Annotated in this window: 9 protein-coding genes; 7 read left to right on the forward strand and 2 right to left on the reverse strand. The window is 32.6% G+C overall.

Annotated elements, in window-relative coordinates; all coding sequences use genetic code 11:
- Positions 1–23 precede the first annotated feature (23 nt).
- The 5 genes from PQ478_RS21675 to PQ478_RS21695 all read left to right on the forward strand — a co-directional run bounded on the left by PQ478_RS21675 (position 24) and on the right by PQ478_RS21695 (position 14,724).
- Positions 24–9,212 carry an SDR family NAD(P)-dependent oxidoreductase gene (locus PQ478_RS21675; RefSeq protein WP_289237030.1) on the forward strand — a complete coding sequence of 3,063 codons (9,189 nt, stop codon included), beginning with the start codon at positions 24–26 and terminating at the stop codon, positions 9,210–9,212.
- A gap of 107 nt (positions 9,213–9,319) precedes the next feature.
- Positions 9,320–11,119: an ABC transporter ATP-binding protein gene (locus PQ478_RS21680; protein WP_289237031.1), complete on the forward strand. Its 1,800-nt coding sequence runs from the start codon at positions 9,320–9,322 to the stop codon at positions 11,117–11,119.
- A gap of 42 nt (positions 11,120–11,161) precedes the next feature.
- A complete protein-coding gene (locus tag PQ478_RS21685) occupies positions 11,162–13,009 on the forward strand; it encodes an ABC transporter ATP-binding protein (RefSeq protein WP_289237032.1) in 1,848 nt (615 codons plus the stop codon).
- A 28-nt stretch (positions 13,010–13,037) separates the two neighbouring features.
- The gene (locus PQ478_RS21690; protein ID WP_289237033.1) at positions 13,038–13,979 is read left to right on the forward strand and encodes an ACP S-malonyltransferase; all 942 of its coding nucleotides are present in this window, start codon (positions 13,038–13,040) and stop codon (positions 13,977–13,979) included.
- 25 nt (positions 13,980–14,004) lie between these two features.
- On the forward strand, positions 14,005–14,724 hold the full coding sequence (locus PQ478_RS21695; RefSeq protein WP_289237034.1) for a 4'-phosphopantetheinyl transferase family protein: 720 nt from the start codon (positions 14,005–14,007) through the stop codon (positions 14,722–14,724).
- A 494-nt stretch (positions 14,725–15,218) separates the two neighbouring features.
- Here the strand turns inward: PQ478_RS21695 and PQ478_RS21700 are convergent, their stop codons facing one another.
- The gene (locus tag PQ478_RS21700) at positions 15,219–15,878 is read right to left on the reverse strand and encodes a hypothetical protein (RefSeq protein WP_289237035.1); all 660 of its coding nucleotides are present in this window, start codon (positions 15,876–15,878) and stop codon (positions 15,219–15,221) included.
- Between the two features lie 162 nt (positions 15,879–16,040).
- On the reverse strand, positions 16,041–16,211 hold the full coding sequence (locus tag PQ478_RS21965) for a T7SS effector LXG polymorphic toxin (RefSeq protein ID WP_354004554.1): 171 nt from the start codon (positions 16,209–16,211) through the stop codon (positions 16,041–16,043).
- Between the two features lie 333 nt (positions 16,212–16,544).
- Between PQ478_RS21965 and PQ478_RS21705 the strand changes: the two genes are divergently transcribed.
- Both PQ478_RS21705 and PQ478_RS21710 read left to right on the forward strand, forming a co-directional pair.
- Positions 16,545–17,219, forward strand: a complete 675-nt coding sequence (locus PQ478_RS21705; protein WP_289237036.1) for a response regulator transcription factor — start codon at positions 16,545–16,547, stop codon at positions 17,217–17,219.
- Entirely contained in the window at positions 17,219–18,604 is a 1,386-nt protein-coding gene (locus tag PQ478_RS21710) for a HAMP domain-containing sensor histidine kinase (RefSeq protein WP_289237037.1), read from the forward strand. The genes PQ478_RS21705 and PQ478_RS21710 overlap by 1 nt, the downstream gene beginning before the upstream one ends.

The raw sequence follows: 18,604 nt of genomic DNA on the forward strand, positions 1-18,604 counted from the left end.
TATTTGTTTGAAAGGAGCATATTGTGAAAACTAAAAATGATATCAAAAAAAATTGTTACAAAGACGATGATATAGCAGTAATTGGTATTGGTTTTAAAATTGCAGGTACGGATAAGCTACAAGATTACTGGAATATTTTCGAAAACAATATTGATTGTATCAGAGACTTACCAGAAGAACGTAAAAATGACATTGAGGATTATGCCAAGATATACACTCAATTAGTAGGAAATAAAAGTAATAACTTTTCTTTTAATAAAGCTGGTTATTTAGACACTATTGATAAATTCGATCACGAGTTCTTTAAAATTGCTCCTCTAGAGGCTCAAGTAATGGATCCAATACAAAGGATTTTATTGGAAACAATTTATAATGCTTTTGATGATGCAGGTTATACAAAAGAAGAGCTTAAAGGGACAAAAACTGGTATTTACATTGGGTATACTCCAGGTTCAATGAAAGACAATTATTCAACAAATATTTTTTACAATAACCCTGAGTTAATTAAATATTCTAATGTCGGAAACATGCCATGTATAGTACCTTCTCGTGCTTCCTATGCCCTAAATTTAAACGGACCAACTATGGTTATTGATTCTGCTTGTTCATCATCACTAGTAGCAATTCATGATGCCTGCGTTAGCATCAAAACAGGTACATGTTCAATGGCTATTGCTGGTGGTATACGCCTTCACTCATTCCCTATTGCGTTTGATGATATGAACGTAGGTTTTGAGACAGATGATAATAAAACTCGTACATTTGATGACTCTGCAACGGGTGCGGCAATAGGTGAAGGTTCCGCGGTTATACTACTCAAATCGCTGAAAGAAGCTGAAAGAGATAAGGATAATATTTATGGTGTAATTAAAGGGTCTGCAGTTAATAACGATGGGACCTCTGCCAGTATAACTGCTCCAAATCCTGCAGCTCAGAAGCAGGTTCTGTTAGACGCTTTCAAAGATGCAGATATCACCCCTGATATGATTGATTATATTGAAACGCATGGTACAGCAACGGCCCTGGGGGATCCTATTGAGTTTCGTGGACTTTCAACTGCCTTTGGAAAAACAACTAGTGAAAAGCAATTTTGTGCTCTAAGCTCTTCTAAAAGTAATATAGGTCACCTTTATGAGGCAGCTGGGGTTGCATCTGTTATAAAAGCAATAGCAGCCATTAAAAACAAAAAAATTCCTGGCTCATGTCACTTTAACGTACCTAACTTAAAAATAGATTTTTGTGATTCTCCGTTCTATATTAATACTCAAACTAAAGAGTGGGAAAAAGAAGGCTTGAGAACTTGTGGTATAAGTGCATTTGGAATAAGTGGTACAAACAGCCATTTGGTGTTGCAAGAGTACAATAATGAAGAAGCTGAAAGTACTACCAATTTGGAAAATCTAGTTATAGGTTTATCAGCTAATTCAATGGAAAGTCTCGTGAAATTAATCAATAATTATAAAGAGTATCTGAGTGATTCAGAGGTATCAATTGACCTATTTGCTAGTAATGTTAATTTATATAGAAATCATTATCAAAAAAGGGTTTCAGTGGTTTTTTCTGATAAAAATGAACTAATAAACATTTTAATTCAACTTTCAAAATTAGATCAGTCCGAATGGAAAAATATAAGTGGAGTTTATTTTGATCCGAATGAATCTAAAGAAAAAATTGACTATGGAAACCTCCGCTTGATATTAAAAAACTATAATCAACATATAAAAGATGTAATGAACGGTCAACCTAACGGTAAATATAACGTAAAAAAAGATCTCAATAGAATTGCGGCTGACTACAGTAAAGGCGCAAAAGTCGATTGGAATGCTATGTATAAAGAAGTAAGGCCAAGACGAATTTCACTCCCTTATTACCCTTTTAAGCAAACTCGCTGTTGGCTTCCAAAAAATAATAAGGTAAGAGATATTCAGCTCAATAAGATTGAAGAGATAGATCTTAAAGACGAGAAAAACATTATTGATTCAGATTTCTATTATGAAAGAACATTTATTCAAGGTGATAATGTTGAAGTAGACACCAACTTAAGTCAGTGTTTATTAATTGAAGACCATTCTACTAATGATGATCTATTATTTAAAGAATTAGAAAAAAGTTTTCATAAAGTTAGTCGTTTAACATTCAATTATGATGAAGCTAAGATTAAAGGTCCAGAAAAATATTTTTCTGAAATATACAATTCCTTAGATTTGAGTGAGTTTTCCCATGTCGTGTTTGAAAGTGGAGATTTTAGTGAGGTTAATAGGGCAAGTGAGAATTATTTTTCAAAGCATAAGATACAGCTTTTAAGTTTAGTTGGCTTGTATCGAGAGATGGAAAATTATGATCATTCTATTAAAATTTCTCCATTAATTAACTCATGTTTTAAAGTATCTGAACAAGAAGAGTTTTTTGATTCGAATGGTGCAACTATTTTCGGCTTATCAAAATCATTTAACCGTATGTTTAAAAACATACATTCTTGCTGCATTGATTTGGATAAAAGAACCAAGCTATCAACTATCGTCAATGAAATATGTTCTAAAACTGATAAAGATATTATTGCTTATCGTGATAATAAAAGATTTTATGAAGGGCTCTCGGAGGTAGCAATTACTCACTTAGATAAAAAGCCTGAAATAAAAGATGGAGGAGTTTATGTAATAAGTGGCGGTCTTGGTGGAATTGGATTTGAAACTGCTTTGGAAATGACTAATAGAGCTAAAGATATAACTCTTATTCTTTTGGGACGAACAGGCTTAATGAATACATCAGGTAACGAAGTATCAGAAAAAACAGACAAATTAAATATTTTAAAAGAAAAGGCTAAAAACGTCCATTATTACTCTGTTGATATTGCGGATATAGATCTAGTATCCCCAATTATTCAGGAAGTGAGTAACACCTATGGGAGAATTAATGGTTTAATTCATGCAGCAGGAGTTAGTGGAGGCATTTCCTTTGATAGATTAAATGAAGAGTATTTAAATGATGTCATGAGACCTAAAATTCTTGGTACAAATGTTTTAGATCATGTAACAAGAGATCAAGATCTTGATTTCTTTGTAATGTTTTCTAGCATTTCAACTATTTTTAGTAGCTCAGATTTACCTGGATATGTAGCTGGGAATATTTACTTAGATAGCTATAGTAACTACCGTGAGAAAGAAACTAAAAGTAAAAGTATTACTATAAATTGGGCTACATGGTCAGAGACAGGTATGGCTGTCAGAGATAATTTTACTGTCGACACCTTATTTCAAACAATCAAAACCAGAGAAGCAATAAAAGCTTTATTTGATACTTTAAATGGTTCAAGTGGATCTGTGGTTATAGCGCAATTAAACTTGAAAGATAAAATTTCAATGTTATTAAAGTCTTATCCATTAAAGTTATCAAATAAAATTCAAAATGCGCTTGATGCTGAAATATCGGCAGGTAAAAGAAGTAATGCCTCTGACTTACCAAGAAAAAACAATCAATATGGTGAGATTGAAAGAGTAATAATCGAAGTTTGTTGTAAAAACCTAGGATATGAAGATATTAACATTCACCATAACTTTTTTGAGCTAGGAGCTAACTCTATCTTATTGTCTATCATTTTAAAAGATTTAGATGAGTATTATCCAGGCTTATTGCAAGTAACAGATTTGTTCTCCTACCCTTCGGTATCACTTTTAGCAGAACATATCAGTAACTTAACTCTCGTCAATAAAAAGGAAGAGATTAAAGCAACTGCTCAAAGTACGTCTTCACTTGAATCACAACCTATAGAAATTTGTGATAAAGATAACTCGGAAATGACAGTGAACAATTTTACTAAGTCAGAAAAAGAAAATTTGAATTCTACTGACTTGGAGGATTCTGTAGCAATTATTGGAGTAGGTTTAGATTTGCCTAATGCAAAAGATTTAGATAGCTATTGGGATATGCTTGTGAACGGTATGAATGCTGTAAAAGAAATTCCTAAAGAAAGATCAAAAGATATAACAAATCATTTACTTTGGCAAGGATATAGTAAAGATAAAATCAAGTATAGGAGAAGCGGTTATTTAGACGAGATAAATCAATTTGATAATTCCTTTTTCGGAATTTCACCTCGAGATGCATCTCTATTGGAACCCGTGCTAAGAAAATTCTTAGAGTGTACCTCTAATGCTATTGATGATTCGGGCTATGGAGCTGATGGTATAAAAGGAACAAATACAGGAGTTTTCTTGGGATATACAGCAAACCTTGGTAATTCATATAACAAATTAATGTATGAAGTAGATCCAAAACTTTTTTCTGCAGCCTTACCAATTGGTCAAGTAAGCATGACAGCAAGTAGAACAGCTTACAAATTTGACCTAAAAGGACCAAGCCTAGTAGTTGATACAGCATGCTCCTCGTCGCTAGTTGCATTGCATATGGCCTGTGAACAAATTAAATTTGGTAAATGTGATATGGCATTGGCAGGTGGCGCTTCTCTTATGGGAATACCTTTAGATGATGGTTCCGGTATTGGATTCGAATCACCAGAGGAAAAGACAAGAGCGTTTTCTGATAATTCGAGCGGATCAGCCATTGCAGAGGGAGTCGGAGTAGTATTATTAAAGTCACTGAAAAAAGCCCAAGCGGATGGCGACTCTATATATGCTGTTATTAAAGGGAGTGCGATTAATCAAGATGGTAGTTCGTTTGGTATTGCTGCTCCTAATTATCTGGCTCAATCGGAAGTTATAAAGAAAGCCTGGGACGATGCGGGGATTAGTGCTGAGGATATAAGCTATATAGAAGCACATGGCACAGGTACTCAACTCGGTGATCCAATAGAAATTAAAGGTATAACGACAGCTTTCGAATCAGTATCTAAAGATAAACAAATATGTGGTGTGGGGTCGGTAAAAACTAATATTGGACATGCAAATGAAGCTGCAGGTATGTGTGGATTATTTAAATGTATTTTATCTTTAAAGAATAAAATAATCCCTCCTACACTTAACTTCCAGGAACCTAATCCAAATATAGATTTTATCAATTCACCTTTATATGTAGTGGATAAACTCATGCCACTCCAGAGCAAAAAAGAAAAAGCTATTCTAGGTATTAGCGGGTTTGGTATGAGTGGGACTAACGCACATCTCATTATTGAGGAAGCTCCACCAGTGATTAGCGTTACTACATCTAGGGATGTAAAACCTAAGATCTTTACAATATCGGCAAACACAGAAAAAGCTTTATTTAAATTAATTGATCGTTATCGTGAATATCTCAATAAAGCTGATATCAATTTATATAACCTATCCGCAACTCTAAATGTGGGTAGACGCCATTATTCTAAACGAATAGCATTTACCTATAAAAACCAAAGCGACTTGATTAGAAAATTAGATGAATTGGCCAAATCAAATTCACTTGTGTCTTTAACGCAAGACTGGTATTTTAAAGGGGAATTTGCAGTTGTTCCTGAGAATAAAAAGGAAAAATTCAGTTATGAAATTACCCTTAATGAACAAAGAAAGTTAACTGAAGAGGCACAGGAACTTTACCAAAATCTAAAAGATAAAGAAATATCCCAAGTACTCCAATTGTACGTAATGGGTGCAGAAATTGATTGGAAGTTTATCTATAATGCACCTTATAGAAAATTAAATCTACCAACTTATCCTTATGACAAAAAAGCCTTCTGGTATAAACTTCCTAATAAGGAAGAAGCGCCTAATAATAGCACTGAAGATAATAAGGATTTGATTGAAAATAATAATAAAGTTCTGGATTCATATTTTTATTCAAAGAAGTGGGTTGAGCAAGAAATATTAGAAGCAAATGCGGTTGAAGCTAACGAAACTATTATGATAGTTCATAATGAGATAAGTAAAAATAATACCTTATTCTCTGATAAATTAAAACTTAGTGGATGTAGAGTTATTGATATATATCCATCTGTAGGATTTAAAGTAGTCAATGAAGATAGCTATCATGTAGGAACTCAAGTTGATGATTATCGAAAGCTTTTTACTGCTTTATCTAATGTTCAACTTCATAAAATTGTTCATTTTGCAGCATACCACGAGCCTACCATTTCAGAAGTAAAGGACCTAAATAAAGAATTGGATAACAGTTTCTTTATTGTTATCAATTTAACAAAAGGTTTAATGAAAGCACGAATAGATAACAACATTGAATATGTACTAATTGGGTGTAATGCTCAAAAAATAAGTGGAAGAGAGCCGCAACTCTACCCGATTAACTCAGTCAGTTTAAGTGTAGGCAGAGTAATAGAACAGGAATACCCAACTTTAAAATGTCGCGCAATAGATACCGATATGGAATCTTCAGTTGAGAGCTTGATAAAAGTAATATCCGGAGAAGTTGGTAATAATTACTTTGTAGGTATAAGAGATAATAAAAGCTATGTAGAAGAATTATACGAGAAGAGTATTTCTTCTCAAGATAATAATAGGATTGTACCTGGTGGTACTTATATTATTACAGGAGGTACATCCGGTATCGGGCTTAAAAATGCATTATTGTTTAGTAGAAAAGCTAAATGTAATTTAATACTCTTAAGTAGAAAAGGCTTCCCATCAAAATCAGAATGGAGGAAATTAGCTGATAGTAAAGAATACAGCCTGAGAATCAATGACTTAGAAGAGATTCTTGAAAATGGATGTAATGTAGAAGTTCATCAATGTGATATCTCTAACGAGAATGATGTTAAAGGGATGCTAGTCAATGTACGTAGTAAATATAATAAAGTGAATGGAGTTGTTCATTGCGCTGGTGTAATTGACCCCGGTTTTATAATTAGAAAGAGCAAAAGTAGTTATTTATCTGTATTTGCTCCTAAGATTATGGGGACGTTTATTTTAGACAAGTTAACAAAAGATGAAAGAGATTTTCTATTATTACATTCATCAAATGTAACCGATGTGGGTGAGCCGGGCCAAAGTTGTTATATCGGAGCAAATGCATTCTTGGATTCTTTTACTGACTATTCTAATCTATCAGGCAATAACACATTTACCGTAAACTGGGTAGCTTGGAAAGAAACTGGAATGGCTTATAATCAAGGTACTAATGTGGACACAACTACTAAAGCTATAACTACGGAAGAAGCTCTGGATTCTCTTTATCAATTAATATCGGGTAAGCCACAGAGAACAGTAATTGGTCAATTTAATGAAAAAGAGGATTTATTAGCAGCGGTTAAAGGTAGTAGGAATAGAATTACTCAAAAATTAATGGAAAAAATATACATTTTATCAAATAGACACAATTTTGGTGAAGTTAACAATCCACCCAAAGAGAAAATTCTTGTACCAGATAAAACGAAAGTCCAGAGTGAAGTCGTACCGAACGTAACTTTACTAGGAAGTACTGAAGGAGTATATACACCTATTGAAAAGCAAATCGGTAAAATTTATTGTGATCTATTAGAATATGATGAAGTTGATATCTATGAAGGTTTCTTTGAGATGGGTGGAGATTCCATTTTATTGACAGAAATGCATGAGATTATAGATCAGTTATACCCAGGTGTTGTTAAGGTGGCTGACCTCTTCGAATTTGATTCTATTCATAGTTTGGCAGAATATATTTCTTCAAACTTCCCAGAAGAGATAAGTGGAGAAGATCAGTTATCAGCAAATCTTGAACCCGAAGAGTTTACCTTAATAGGTAGGGTTGAGGATAATTATACTTCAGTCGAAAAACAGATAGGGCTTATTTATTGTAAATTATTGGAGTACGATGAATTGGATATTTACGAAGGTTTCTTTGAAATGGGCGGTGATTCCATTTTACTTACAGAAATGCATGAAGCTATTGAAAATATTTATCCTAACGTGGTGAAAGTAGCTGACCTTTTCGAATTTGATTCTATTCATAGTCTTTCCGAGTTTATTGAAAATGAAGTAGAAATTGTTGAAGATGTTCCAGACAAGGCGATAACTGAAGAAAAGAATAAAGAGGATCAAACTGAAGAAGAAATCTATTATGAAATGAGTGCTGCTCAAGAAAGAATCTATTATGATTACAGGCTTAATAAAGATAAATTAACTTATAATACTGGATTTGTCACAGACGAATCTAATAATACTTATGAGAATCTAGTTAAAAATGCGAATAAGTTTTTTGCAGAATTTGATATGTTTAGAACTAGCTTTGAGAGTACAGATAATGGAGTAATGCAACGCGTGAATCCTATTTCACCAATAGAAGTAAATTATGTAAAAGTTGAATCGTTAGAGGGGTTAGATTACAAAAAGTACCTTAAAGAATTCAAACTCAGTAAATATCCTTTATTTAACCTGACCTTTATTGAATCACCGACTGAAAAAGTTATGTTATTTGACGTTCACCATATTTTGTTGGATGGCTATTCAATTACTGTATTGCAGGAACATATGCATGCTTTTGGAAAGGGAGAAAAGCTTGAAAAACCGCTCTATCCATACTCGAAATATATTGAATTCGAAAGAGGTTTTTATGAATCAAAAGAATATACAAATATGAGAGATTATTGGTTAGAACAACTTTCAAACTTTGATTTCTCCAATCCATTTGCCATTCGGGAAGGGGCTATGGGCTCTGCACATTCAACTGTAATAATGGATAATAAATTAGCAGATAATCTTTTGGATTTTGCTAAGGAAAATGGTAGCACAATTTATAATTTGATGTTAAGTGCTTACAAAATTTCACTTTCTCAATTGACAGGGAAAAAAGATATTGCAGTTGTTACACCTACTTTAAATAGATATAAACCAGAGTTCAAAAATTGTGTAGGTGTTTTTACAAACTTAATACCTTTGAGGACAGAAGTGAATATGGACTCAAATCTACTAGAATTTATTGGTAATGTAACTAAAGTTACTAGGGAAGGACTAAAAAATCAATTCTATCAATTTAATCATTTAATGGACGATTTAAGACAATTTGAACCTAGCTTTCAGTACTATATGGATTTCGAAGACAAGTCATTAAAGAAGCATAGGGAGACAAAGGATATTCCGCACTCGGTCAATATACCAAAATTCTATATTGATTTAGAAATTAAGAATTTAAACAACTCTTTCTATGTAACTGCAGCTTATAAAGAAAAGTATGTTTCAGCTGAAGAGATTAAGTACCTTCTAGAATCCTTTTTTAAGATATTAGAACTATTCTTAGATAATTCTAATAAACACAAGACTGTTAAACAGATTACTGAAGAAATTCAGGTATTTAGCTAAATTAGATACTATTGGATAGAATGCAGGATTCATCCTGCATTCTATTATTAAAAACGATTTCTACTAAGTGAAATAAGGAGGTAAATTATGATTAGAGGAGGGATAAGATGCAAGATTCTTCATTATTAATCAATTTCGGTAGACTCTTTAAATTAGTTTTGAAAAACAATAAAAAATATGTTTTTACTTCTTTTTTATTTATTATAAGCTCTGCGACATTACCATTTATTAATATAATTTACTTTAGTTATTTATTTGATGCGATTATTTACAACTTTGATTTAGATTACATAATAAATATTACTATTTGGATGTTAGTAGCAAATTTAATTATGACTAATATTCAGATATTTACAAAAAGTTCTACAACTCTTCATTCGAAATGGCTACTAATACCACTTACTTCTATGTTTTGTAAAAAATCAATAGAAATGGATTATAGATTTACTGAGGATCAGAGTGTTATTGCAGAAATGGATAGAGCTAAATATGTTCTAGCAAATGGAGATAATTTAGAGCAGTATTTAGCAGCTGTTAATGGGGTATTTACTACTTTACTCCAATTTATCATAATCATTATTTTATCAGCTCTATTAAATCCTTATATTATTGTTTTAGTATTGTTAGTCTCAATATTAAATACTTACATTAGTGCTCGTGTTCGAAAGAAGAATTACGAACTTCATAAGGAATCGTTACCAGTTGATTATAAATGGCGCTATATTATTAAACTAGCAAGTGATTTAAAGTATGCAAAAGAGGTAAGGTTATTTAGTTTGAAAAATTTCATTACTAATAAAACAAAAGAAAATAGACAGGAGTTTTTTTCTTATATTGATAAGCAAAATAAGAATGAGCGAAATGGACTGTTATTGACAACTTTTACTGGTGTAATTCAAGAAATATTCGTTATTACTTTATTAGTGTTTCTAGTTATTTTCAAAGGATTAACTATTGGTAATTTTAACCTTTTATTAAATATAACAAGACAATTTAGTACTAGCTTTGTTAGCTTTTTCGATCATGTCATTAATATCTATACTATAAATAATTATTTGAGTGATTTTTTTGGATTTATTAATAGAAAGAGTGAATTGCGAAGTCAAGATCAGGACTTAATAATAGAGAATTTCGACGAACCAGGCAAGTTCGAATTTAAAGATGTCTCTTTTCATTATCCTGATAATCAGCGTCCTATCTTAAAAAATATTAATCTAACAATTGAGCCTGGAGAATCCCTGGTTATTGTCGGCGAGAACGGCGCAGGTAAAACCACTTTAATTAGCCTATTAATGAGGCTGTACGATGTTTCAAACGGTGCTATTCTTTATAATGGTATAGATATAAGAAAGTATAACTATGACAGTTACATGAAATTGATTGCCACTGTTTTTCAAGATTACAAAATTTTCGCTACCAGCTTATATGAAAATATTACATTCAAAGAAAACAATAATAATGATAATTACTTTAATACCTTACTAGATGAAAATAACTTATCAGCGAAAGTTCGCTCTTTATCTGAGAGAGAACAAACTGCTTTAACTAGGACGTTTGACTCGAGTGGGGTCGAACTTTCTGGTGGCCAATCACAAAGAGTTGCTTTTTGTAGAGCAATGTATAAACAATCTCCAATACTCATACTGGATGAACCAAGTGCTAGCTTGTCTCCTATTGCAGAAAACGACATGTATGTTCAATTTGCTAAAGTGATAAAGCGTAAAACAAGCATTTTTATCTCACACCGCTTAAGTAGTTCTTCAATTAGTGACAAGATCTGCGTTTTAGATAATGGACAAATAGTTGAGTACGGAACACACCAGGAGCTTATGAAAAATGAGGGGCTCTATAGGGAAATGTATGAGCTTCAATCCAAATATTATATTGAAGAAGCTTCATCAGTTTAGTTTGTATCTTGACCAATTTACATATTATGCGGAGGGATTTACTTGTTTATATATAATAGCTCTAAAGAGCTAATTGGCTATTTAATTAATATATTACGTTTATATAAACGAATATGGTCAATTAAAAAAGGGTACATTTTCAATAGTATCTTAATGGTTTTTTTTAGATCCATTCATCCTTTTAACAGTATTTTCTTTTTAAAAATCATTGTAGATGAGTTAACAGCTGAAGCTAGATTCGAATATGCGGCTTTCTATGCCATATTATTTTGTTTAATTGAATTGGTTATTCGTTCATTAAATTCAATTCTCTGGACATATGAACAGAAGAAAATCATTGAATTCAAAACAGAATTCATTAAAGAAATTAATTCTAAAACTATGTCCTTGCCTTACGAGAAGATGGAAGATTCAAAATTGCTTGACGATAAACAGAAAGCATTAGAAATTTTCTACCCAAGACAGGCTCACTTTATGGACTTGAAAAATACCTTAATCGACTCTAAACAACTAATAGCATTTATTGTTCAGCTATTAGGAGTTTTAGTAATAATGCTCACTCTTACACCATACGTGTTTCTTATTTTATTATCCACTTACTTTCTTAGTATTTTATTAAATACTATTGCCTCTAATAAGGAATTTAATGTATGGAGTAACTCATTAGTAAACATAGGGAGAAGGATTGGATATTTCCAAGAAATTTCAACCGATTATACCTATGCTAGGGAAATGAGAATTAACAAACTAGGTCAATGGGTTGTAGATAAAATATATTATTATTTTAATAATATGAAAAAAGATGTTACTAATTCAGTTAGAGTATTTACTTTAATAAGTATGGCAGCAAGCACATTGCAAATTATTGTTAATAGTTCAGTTTATTTTTATTTAGGTTACCTTGCTTATCAGTCTACTATCTCTTTATCAGAATTAATTGTATATGTTAACAGTTTAGGAGTTTTTATCCTTGCATTAACTGGTATAACAACCTGTATCATTTCATTACAAAAAGCAGGCATGCACCTTTCTACTTACTTTAATTACGTTAAGGAATTAACCACAAGTCCCGAATATTCAAACAACAGCTCGGGACTAATCAATAACGAAAGCTTCACTATAGAATTTGTACATGTTTGGTTTAAATATCCAAATCAAGATACTTATACTATTAGTAATTTGAATTTAAAAATAAGTAGTAATGAAAAATTAGCTATCGTAGGAGAAAATGGTGCAGGTAAAACAACTCTGATAAAACTTCTTTTAAGGCTTTATACCCCAACAAAAGGAAGTATATTTATTAACGGCGTTGATATAAAAGAGTTAGATATGGAAGAGTATACAAATCAAATATCGGCTATTTTTCAAGACTTTAATATAATCAACTTTTCACTTTTAGAAAATCTAGCTTTTGATAAAGATTTAAAAGAGGATTATTTAAGTGAAGTTCTCAATGACTTAGAAATTGGTAAGGTAATTAAAAATTTACCCCAAGGATTACATACGGAAATTGGCCGACTTTTTAATAAAGATGGCGTAGAATTGTCTGGTGGACAAAAGCAGAAAATTGCGATAGCTCGTGCCCTTCTTAAAAACTCAAACTTAATTATTTTAGATGAGCCGACTGCCATGCTTTCACCAAAAGCAGAATATGATATATATACAAATTTTTCACAATTAACTAAAGATAAAACGACTATATATATCTCTCATCGGATGTCTAGCTGTCGCTTTTGTGATCGAATTGTTGTTTTAGATAAGGGAGAAATAGTTGAACTAGGAAATCATACAGGATTAATGGATTTAAAAGGTGTATATTACAATTTATTTATAAAGCAGGCAGAATTTTACGAAAAAATTAGTGATGATGACATATCAAGTATTTCATAGACTCTTATTTTTGGAAGGAAGTCATATAATGAATAGAAATATAAAAACTGCTTGTTTGTTTGGAGGGCACGGTTCTCAATATAAAGGGATGGGAAGAGAATTCTATGAACAAAGTGAAGAGTGTCGCCAAATCTTTAATATAGGATCTTCTATATTAAAATATGATGTGGCAGAGTATTGTTTTTATGGAGTAAACGAGGATGCTATAGAGAAACCTTTTTATTCCCTAACAAGCCTTTTAGTTGTTGATCTTTGTGTATATACCATGGCTTTAAATAATAATTACAAGTTCAATGCACATGCAGGCTTTTCACTGGGGGAATATGCCGCATTAACCGCTTCCGGAGCTATATCGATACATCAATCTTTTGAATTATTAAAGGAACTATTATTAATCGCAGAATCTTTAGAGGATTCTAATAGTTATAGCATGAGTGTAGTTAATTTACCTCCTGAAATATGTGAAGACATTTGCTTGAAACTAAAAAATATAAATGAGAAAGTTGTGGTGTCAAATTACAATACACATAATCAGGTAACAGTAGCGGGTACTGTAAAAGGACTCGAACACTTTAAAAATCTCTCATATAAATATGGGGCAAAAATGATTCCCATTAATATTCATAGAGCTTTTCATACTGAATTTATGAATCCTTTGCAAAAGGATTTAAAGAAAGAGGTAGATAAATTCACTTTTGAGATCCCAAAAACTCCTTTGTATATGAACGCTTCAGGTAGGGAAGTGACTAGTTTAGATGAATTAAGGACAAATATAAGTTGTCACTTCACAACCCCTGTATTATGGTCACATTCGTTGATGAATATGTTCAATTCGGGTATTAGTAGATTCATAGAGTGCGGTAGCAGGGGGGTCTTATCACGAATGGTTAGGAATAATCTCGGCATTAAAAAAGAAGCTGCATATCATATTAGTTCCCGGTCATTAAAATTTGAAGAAATACAAATTTGAAAATTATAATTGAGGTGTTAGTATCTTGTCCTTAGAGGTTCAATTAGGCGCCATTCGTTTAGAATTTACTGACCAGAAATTATTTAACCTCCTATTGCGAAATATCTCTGAAGAAAAAAGAGCTAAAATCCTAAAAATTAGAAGGAAAGATGATCGAATGAGAGCGTTATTTGCAGATATATTAGTTCGTACAATGATATGTAAAAATAATCAATGCAAAAACGATCAAATTCACTTTGAATACAATTCATATGGTAAACCCTTTTTAACAGGAATTAGTGATATATATTTTAATGTGTCTCATTCTGCGGAATGGGTTGTTGTCGCCCTATCTACTGCTAGAGTTGGTATTGATATTGAAGAAATAAAAATGCTAGATTACAGATCAATTGCAGAACGGTATTTTTCAAATATAGAAGCTAAAGACATATTAAAGAAGAAGGATAATCAACAGTTAGAATACTTCTATATACTGTGGACTTTAAAAGAAAGTTTTGTAAAGAACAGTGGATGGGGCCTGTCAAAGCCATTAAATTCTTTTTCAATAACAATTAATAAAAAAAATGCGTATGTACTAAATGATAATGGTCAAATCTCTACTGAATATCATTTTTTGCATTGGCCAATTGACTCAGAACATTACTCATGTTCAATATGTGTAAAAGAAGATAGTAAGAGTATAAAACTATTTAAAACCATATTTACACAAAAAGAATTAGTGACTGATTTTAAACAGTACATTTGATCTCTAATAGTGTATCTCCTAGCTTAAGCTCAATCTAATTACAGTGTTAAATCCCTCATTGATATAACGAGAATAAACCTACTGCTTTATTTAGTAGGTTTATTTTTTTACATGTTAAATTTAAACTTTTCTTACAGAGCATCACATCTAACTTACTTCATTGTAAGGGAGTATGAAAATGAGTACTCTTTTGGAAGGTGTAAACCGCTAAAAGAAACTTTTAAAGATTTAAATTACAACTAGGATAGCAAAAGACCACTATTACGGCTGGTAAAATAGCCGCTCCGAATACAATCCTGCTGCAACTACAAAAAGACTTAGATATTCCCCCAAATTAAATAAGATCCTTTATAACGTTTACAATAATCATCAGAACAAACATGAGAGCAGAAGCTGGCACAATAGATTTTTTTGGCATCTTTTCCTTGTCAAAGTAATGCGTCAATAATACAATACCCAATGCAATAAATAATAGCATTGTGTACTGAGTCACCCTATTCATCCTTTCTTTTGCTAATACTATGTGACCCATCTGGTTTGAGTGTAAATAAGAGTGGTTTGCTGTCTCGCCAATCATCAGGGTCTTTGCTCAGATAAAGCAATACTTCTTTTGTACCGCTGGTTGGTACAGGTGTGCCGGTGATGTAGCCCCAATACGGGATCTTTTCTTGTAAAGCATACCCTCCAACACTTGCAATTACTGTCCCAGCACGTGAAGAATTAAAGGTTTTACCGGCTTTATCAAAGAGTTTATTCACTCCAGGAATTTTAGAAGCGGTTCGGCCCAACATATAAGCTCCATAAACCGTGGTAGTCGCTTGAGCTGTTAACCCAACATAATAATTCACGGTTCCTTGCTGAGCATTTTGAGGGTAATAATAATAATCAGGATTATCCTTGAAAATGATAAGTTGGTCATCAACAATTTCATATCTTACTGAAACGCCATCTACTGTTACACTTGAAGGCTCTTTACCCAGATAAGCCGCCGCATCAAAACTTTCCCCTTTAGTTATAGCCATTTTTCCATTATCACTTCCCCATTTAATCTCCCCATTTCTCCATACTTCCTTACCATCTTTATTCGTCGGAGTGGGTGTCGCATTTAGCTGAGTGTAATAAGCTAATGGATTATGCCATTTGTCAAAAGTCACAGGCGACTTTGAAAGGAACAAAGAATTATGTGTGAATGGGTTTGATTGTCTATGCCTGCTAGCTAACGATGAATTTAACAATAACGAGGCGGGGGAGAAATATAGGGCTATGGCGTTAAAAGTAGCTTGCCCCTTAGAAACTTGATACGCTGACTGGATCTCTTATAAATAATTATTCATGAGAGCAAGGTCTGCTTCAAGAGTATTTAGACTTGTTGTGGTCTGATAATCTAATTCATTTAGCTGTTCAACCGTTTCTTTAGCTTGTTTTTTGCTTCTACGATATCCTGCTGTACGTTTCCATCCGATAAAGGCGATAAATAACCAGGTCAGATAATGATTGCATCACTTTATTCGTGGATGACGTCAGCTGAGAAGTGGCTTGCTCTAGTTGGGCTAAACCATTATGCTAGGCATCTATCTTCTTTTAAAAAATGTGATACATATACCTTCTACTAAGTGTCCATAATATTTTTCAAATTGAGTAAAAATTAAAATTTGGATAAAGTATAAGGGTAAGTTTTCTTACTGCATTTTGTTTTGGTTAGAAGGGTCAATAGAGGTATATGAAAGGGCTTGTAAAGGATTCTTAAATAAGAATCTAAATATTTATTATACTCATAAAGAAAACTAATAAATGGAACAAATTAAGTAAAGGAGTTAACAATGGCTCAAATTCTTATTGTAGATGACGATAAACATATCAGAAACCTTATAAGCAAATATTTAGGCGGAGAGGGCTATTCAGTTAAACAGGCTGGTAATGGAATAGAGGCCCTTGAGGAACTTGAGAAAAATGATTATTCCTTAGTAGTGGTTGATATAATGATGCCTGAAATGGACGGTTATGAACTTACGAAAAAAATAAGAAAACACTATCAACTTCCAATACTTATGCTCACAGCCAAGTCACAGATACAAGATAAAGAAACAGGATTTTCATTAGGAACGGATGATTATCTGGTAAAGCCATTTGAATTAAAGGAACTTCTATTTCGAATAAAGGCTTTACTGCGGCGTTACCACCAAGTTGCAGAAATGACCATCAAGATACACTCAGTCGTTATTAATAAAGCAGCCTACGAAGTTAATATTAATGGTAGTACAATCTTGTTACCCTTGAAAGAATTTGAACTGCTTTATTATTTAGCTTCGAATGCAAACCGAGTGTTATCGAGAGAACAATTGATTCAACATGTGTGGGGGAGTCAATATGACGGAAGTGATCGAACCGTCGATGTACATATTAAACGGCTAAGGGAACGCTTTACCAAAATAACAGATGATTTCTCAATAAAAACAATTCGAGGGGTTGGTTACGTGTTAGAGGTAAAAAAATAATGAGATCTTTATATTCTACATTTGTAATAGCGACATTAGTTGTAATGTCTGTTAGTGCGCTATTGGCATTTATGTTATCCAACGCTTATTACCAACACTTTCTCAAGCAACAAAATGATGAAAAATACACAAATATAACAATGGAAATCACAGAATATATTGAGGGTCAAGAAGCAATAGACTTACATGAACATCTTAAGTTCATATCTAATATTGGGTACCAGCTTAAACTCATTGGAGAAGATGGCACCACCTCCTCTTATGGGAAACCCTTTCGCACCCCATATATAGATGGTGCGATTATTGAAAGTGTATTAAGCGGGGAAGTTTATCATGGGATTGCGAACTTCCCGAGAGAGACCTTTGTAACAGGTTTTTTTGCGAATGAATTAGAAAACAGTATAGGTGTAACCTTCGAGCATAATAGGACTAATTATGCTCTATTTCTCAGACCGGATATTACCTTGCATTTTCATGAAATGAGATTGTTATTTGCTTGGTTACTAGGGCTAACGATCATTTTTAGTTTGATTTTTGAGCTAATATTGGCAAAACATCTTATTAAACCATTAACTGAATTAAACGAAGCAACGAAAAAAATTAAAAAGGGTGAATATGCATTCTCCTTTGACTTTCACAGAAAGGATGAAATTGGAGAGCTGGCATCCAGCTTTCACGATATGTCCAATCAGTTAGTCGAACTGGATAATATGAGAAATGAGTTTATCTCTAACATTTCACATGATATACAGTCTCCTCTTTCAAATATCAATGGTTACACGGAACTATTACAGAATGATGGATTGACGAACGGGCAAAAAGGAGAATATCTCTCCATCATAAGAGAAGAATCAGATCGATTATCCAGTTTAACCTCGCAGCTTTTACTGTTATCTTCTATAAATCAAATAAAAAAATTAAGGAAAAAAGAAAAGTTTTCTATAGCAGATCAAATAAGGTCTTTAATAATAAAATACAAGTGGAGGATAATGGATAAAGATATAACGATTGAATATACTCTCCCTGATGTTATTTATTCAGGTGATCCGGCCCTACTTTTAAGTGTATGGGACAACTTATTAAGCAATGCAGTTAAGTATAATAAAAGTGGAGGAAGTATTTCTATAGATATAAAGGAAGAGCAGAATTACATAAACATCATTTTCCGGGATAGTGGTGTAGGAATATCATCAACGCATCAAAAAAGTATTTTTGAACGATTTTATCGAGTGGATGCTTCTAGAACAAAAGAAATAAACGGAACAGGACTTGGACTGGCCATAGTGGAAAAAGTCGTTGCATTACATGGAGGAAGTGTTCTTGTTGATAGTGAAAAAGATGTAGGTTCAACGTTTATAATAAGACTTCCACTGACAAAAGTGTAA

Origin of the sequence: Alkalihalophilus pseudofirmus, assembly GCF_029094545.1 — a bacterium.
GTDB classification, from domain to species: domain Bacteria; phylum Bacillota; class Bacilli; order Bacillales; family Bacillaceae_D; genus Alkalihalophilus; species Alkalihalophilus pseudofirmus.

What these genes read in the sequence shown, in the direction of transcription:
- PQ478_RS21680 (WP_289237031.1), top strand. Translation starts at nt 9,320, where the DNA reads ATGCAAGATTCTTCATTATTAATCAATTTCGGTAGACTCTTTAAATTA.
- PQ478_RS21705 (WP_289237036.1), top strand. Translation starts at nt 16,545, where the DNA reads ATGGCTCAAATTCTTATTGTAGATGACGATAAACATATCAGAAACCTT.
- PQ478_RS21690 (WP_289237033.1), top strand. Translation starts at nt 13,038, where the DNA reads ATGAATAGAAATATAAAAACTGCTTGTTTGTTTGGAGGGCACGGTTCT.
- PQ478_RS21710 (WP_289237037.1), top strand. Translation starts at nt 17,219, where the DNA reads ATGAGATCTTTATATTCTACATTTGTAATAGCGACATTAGTTGTAATG.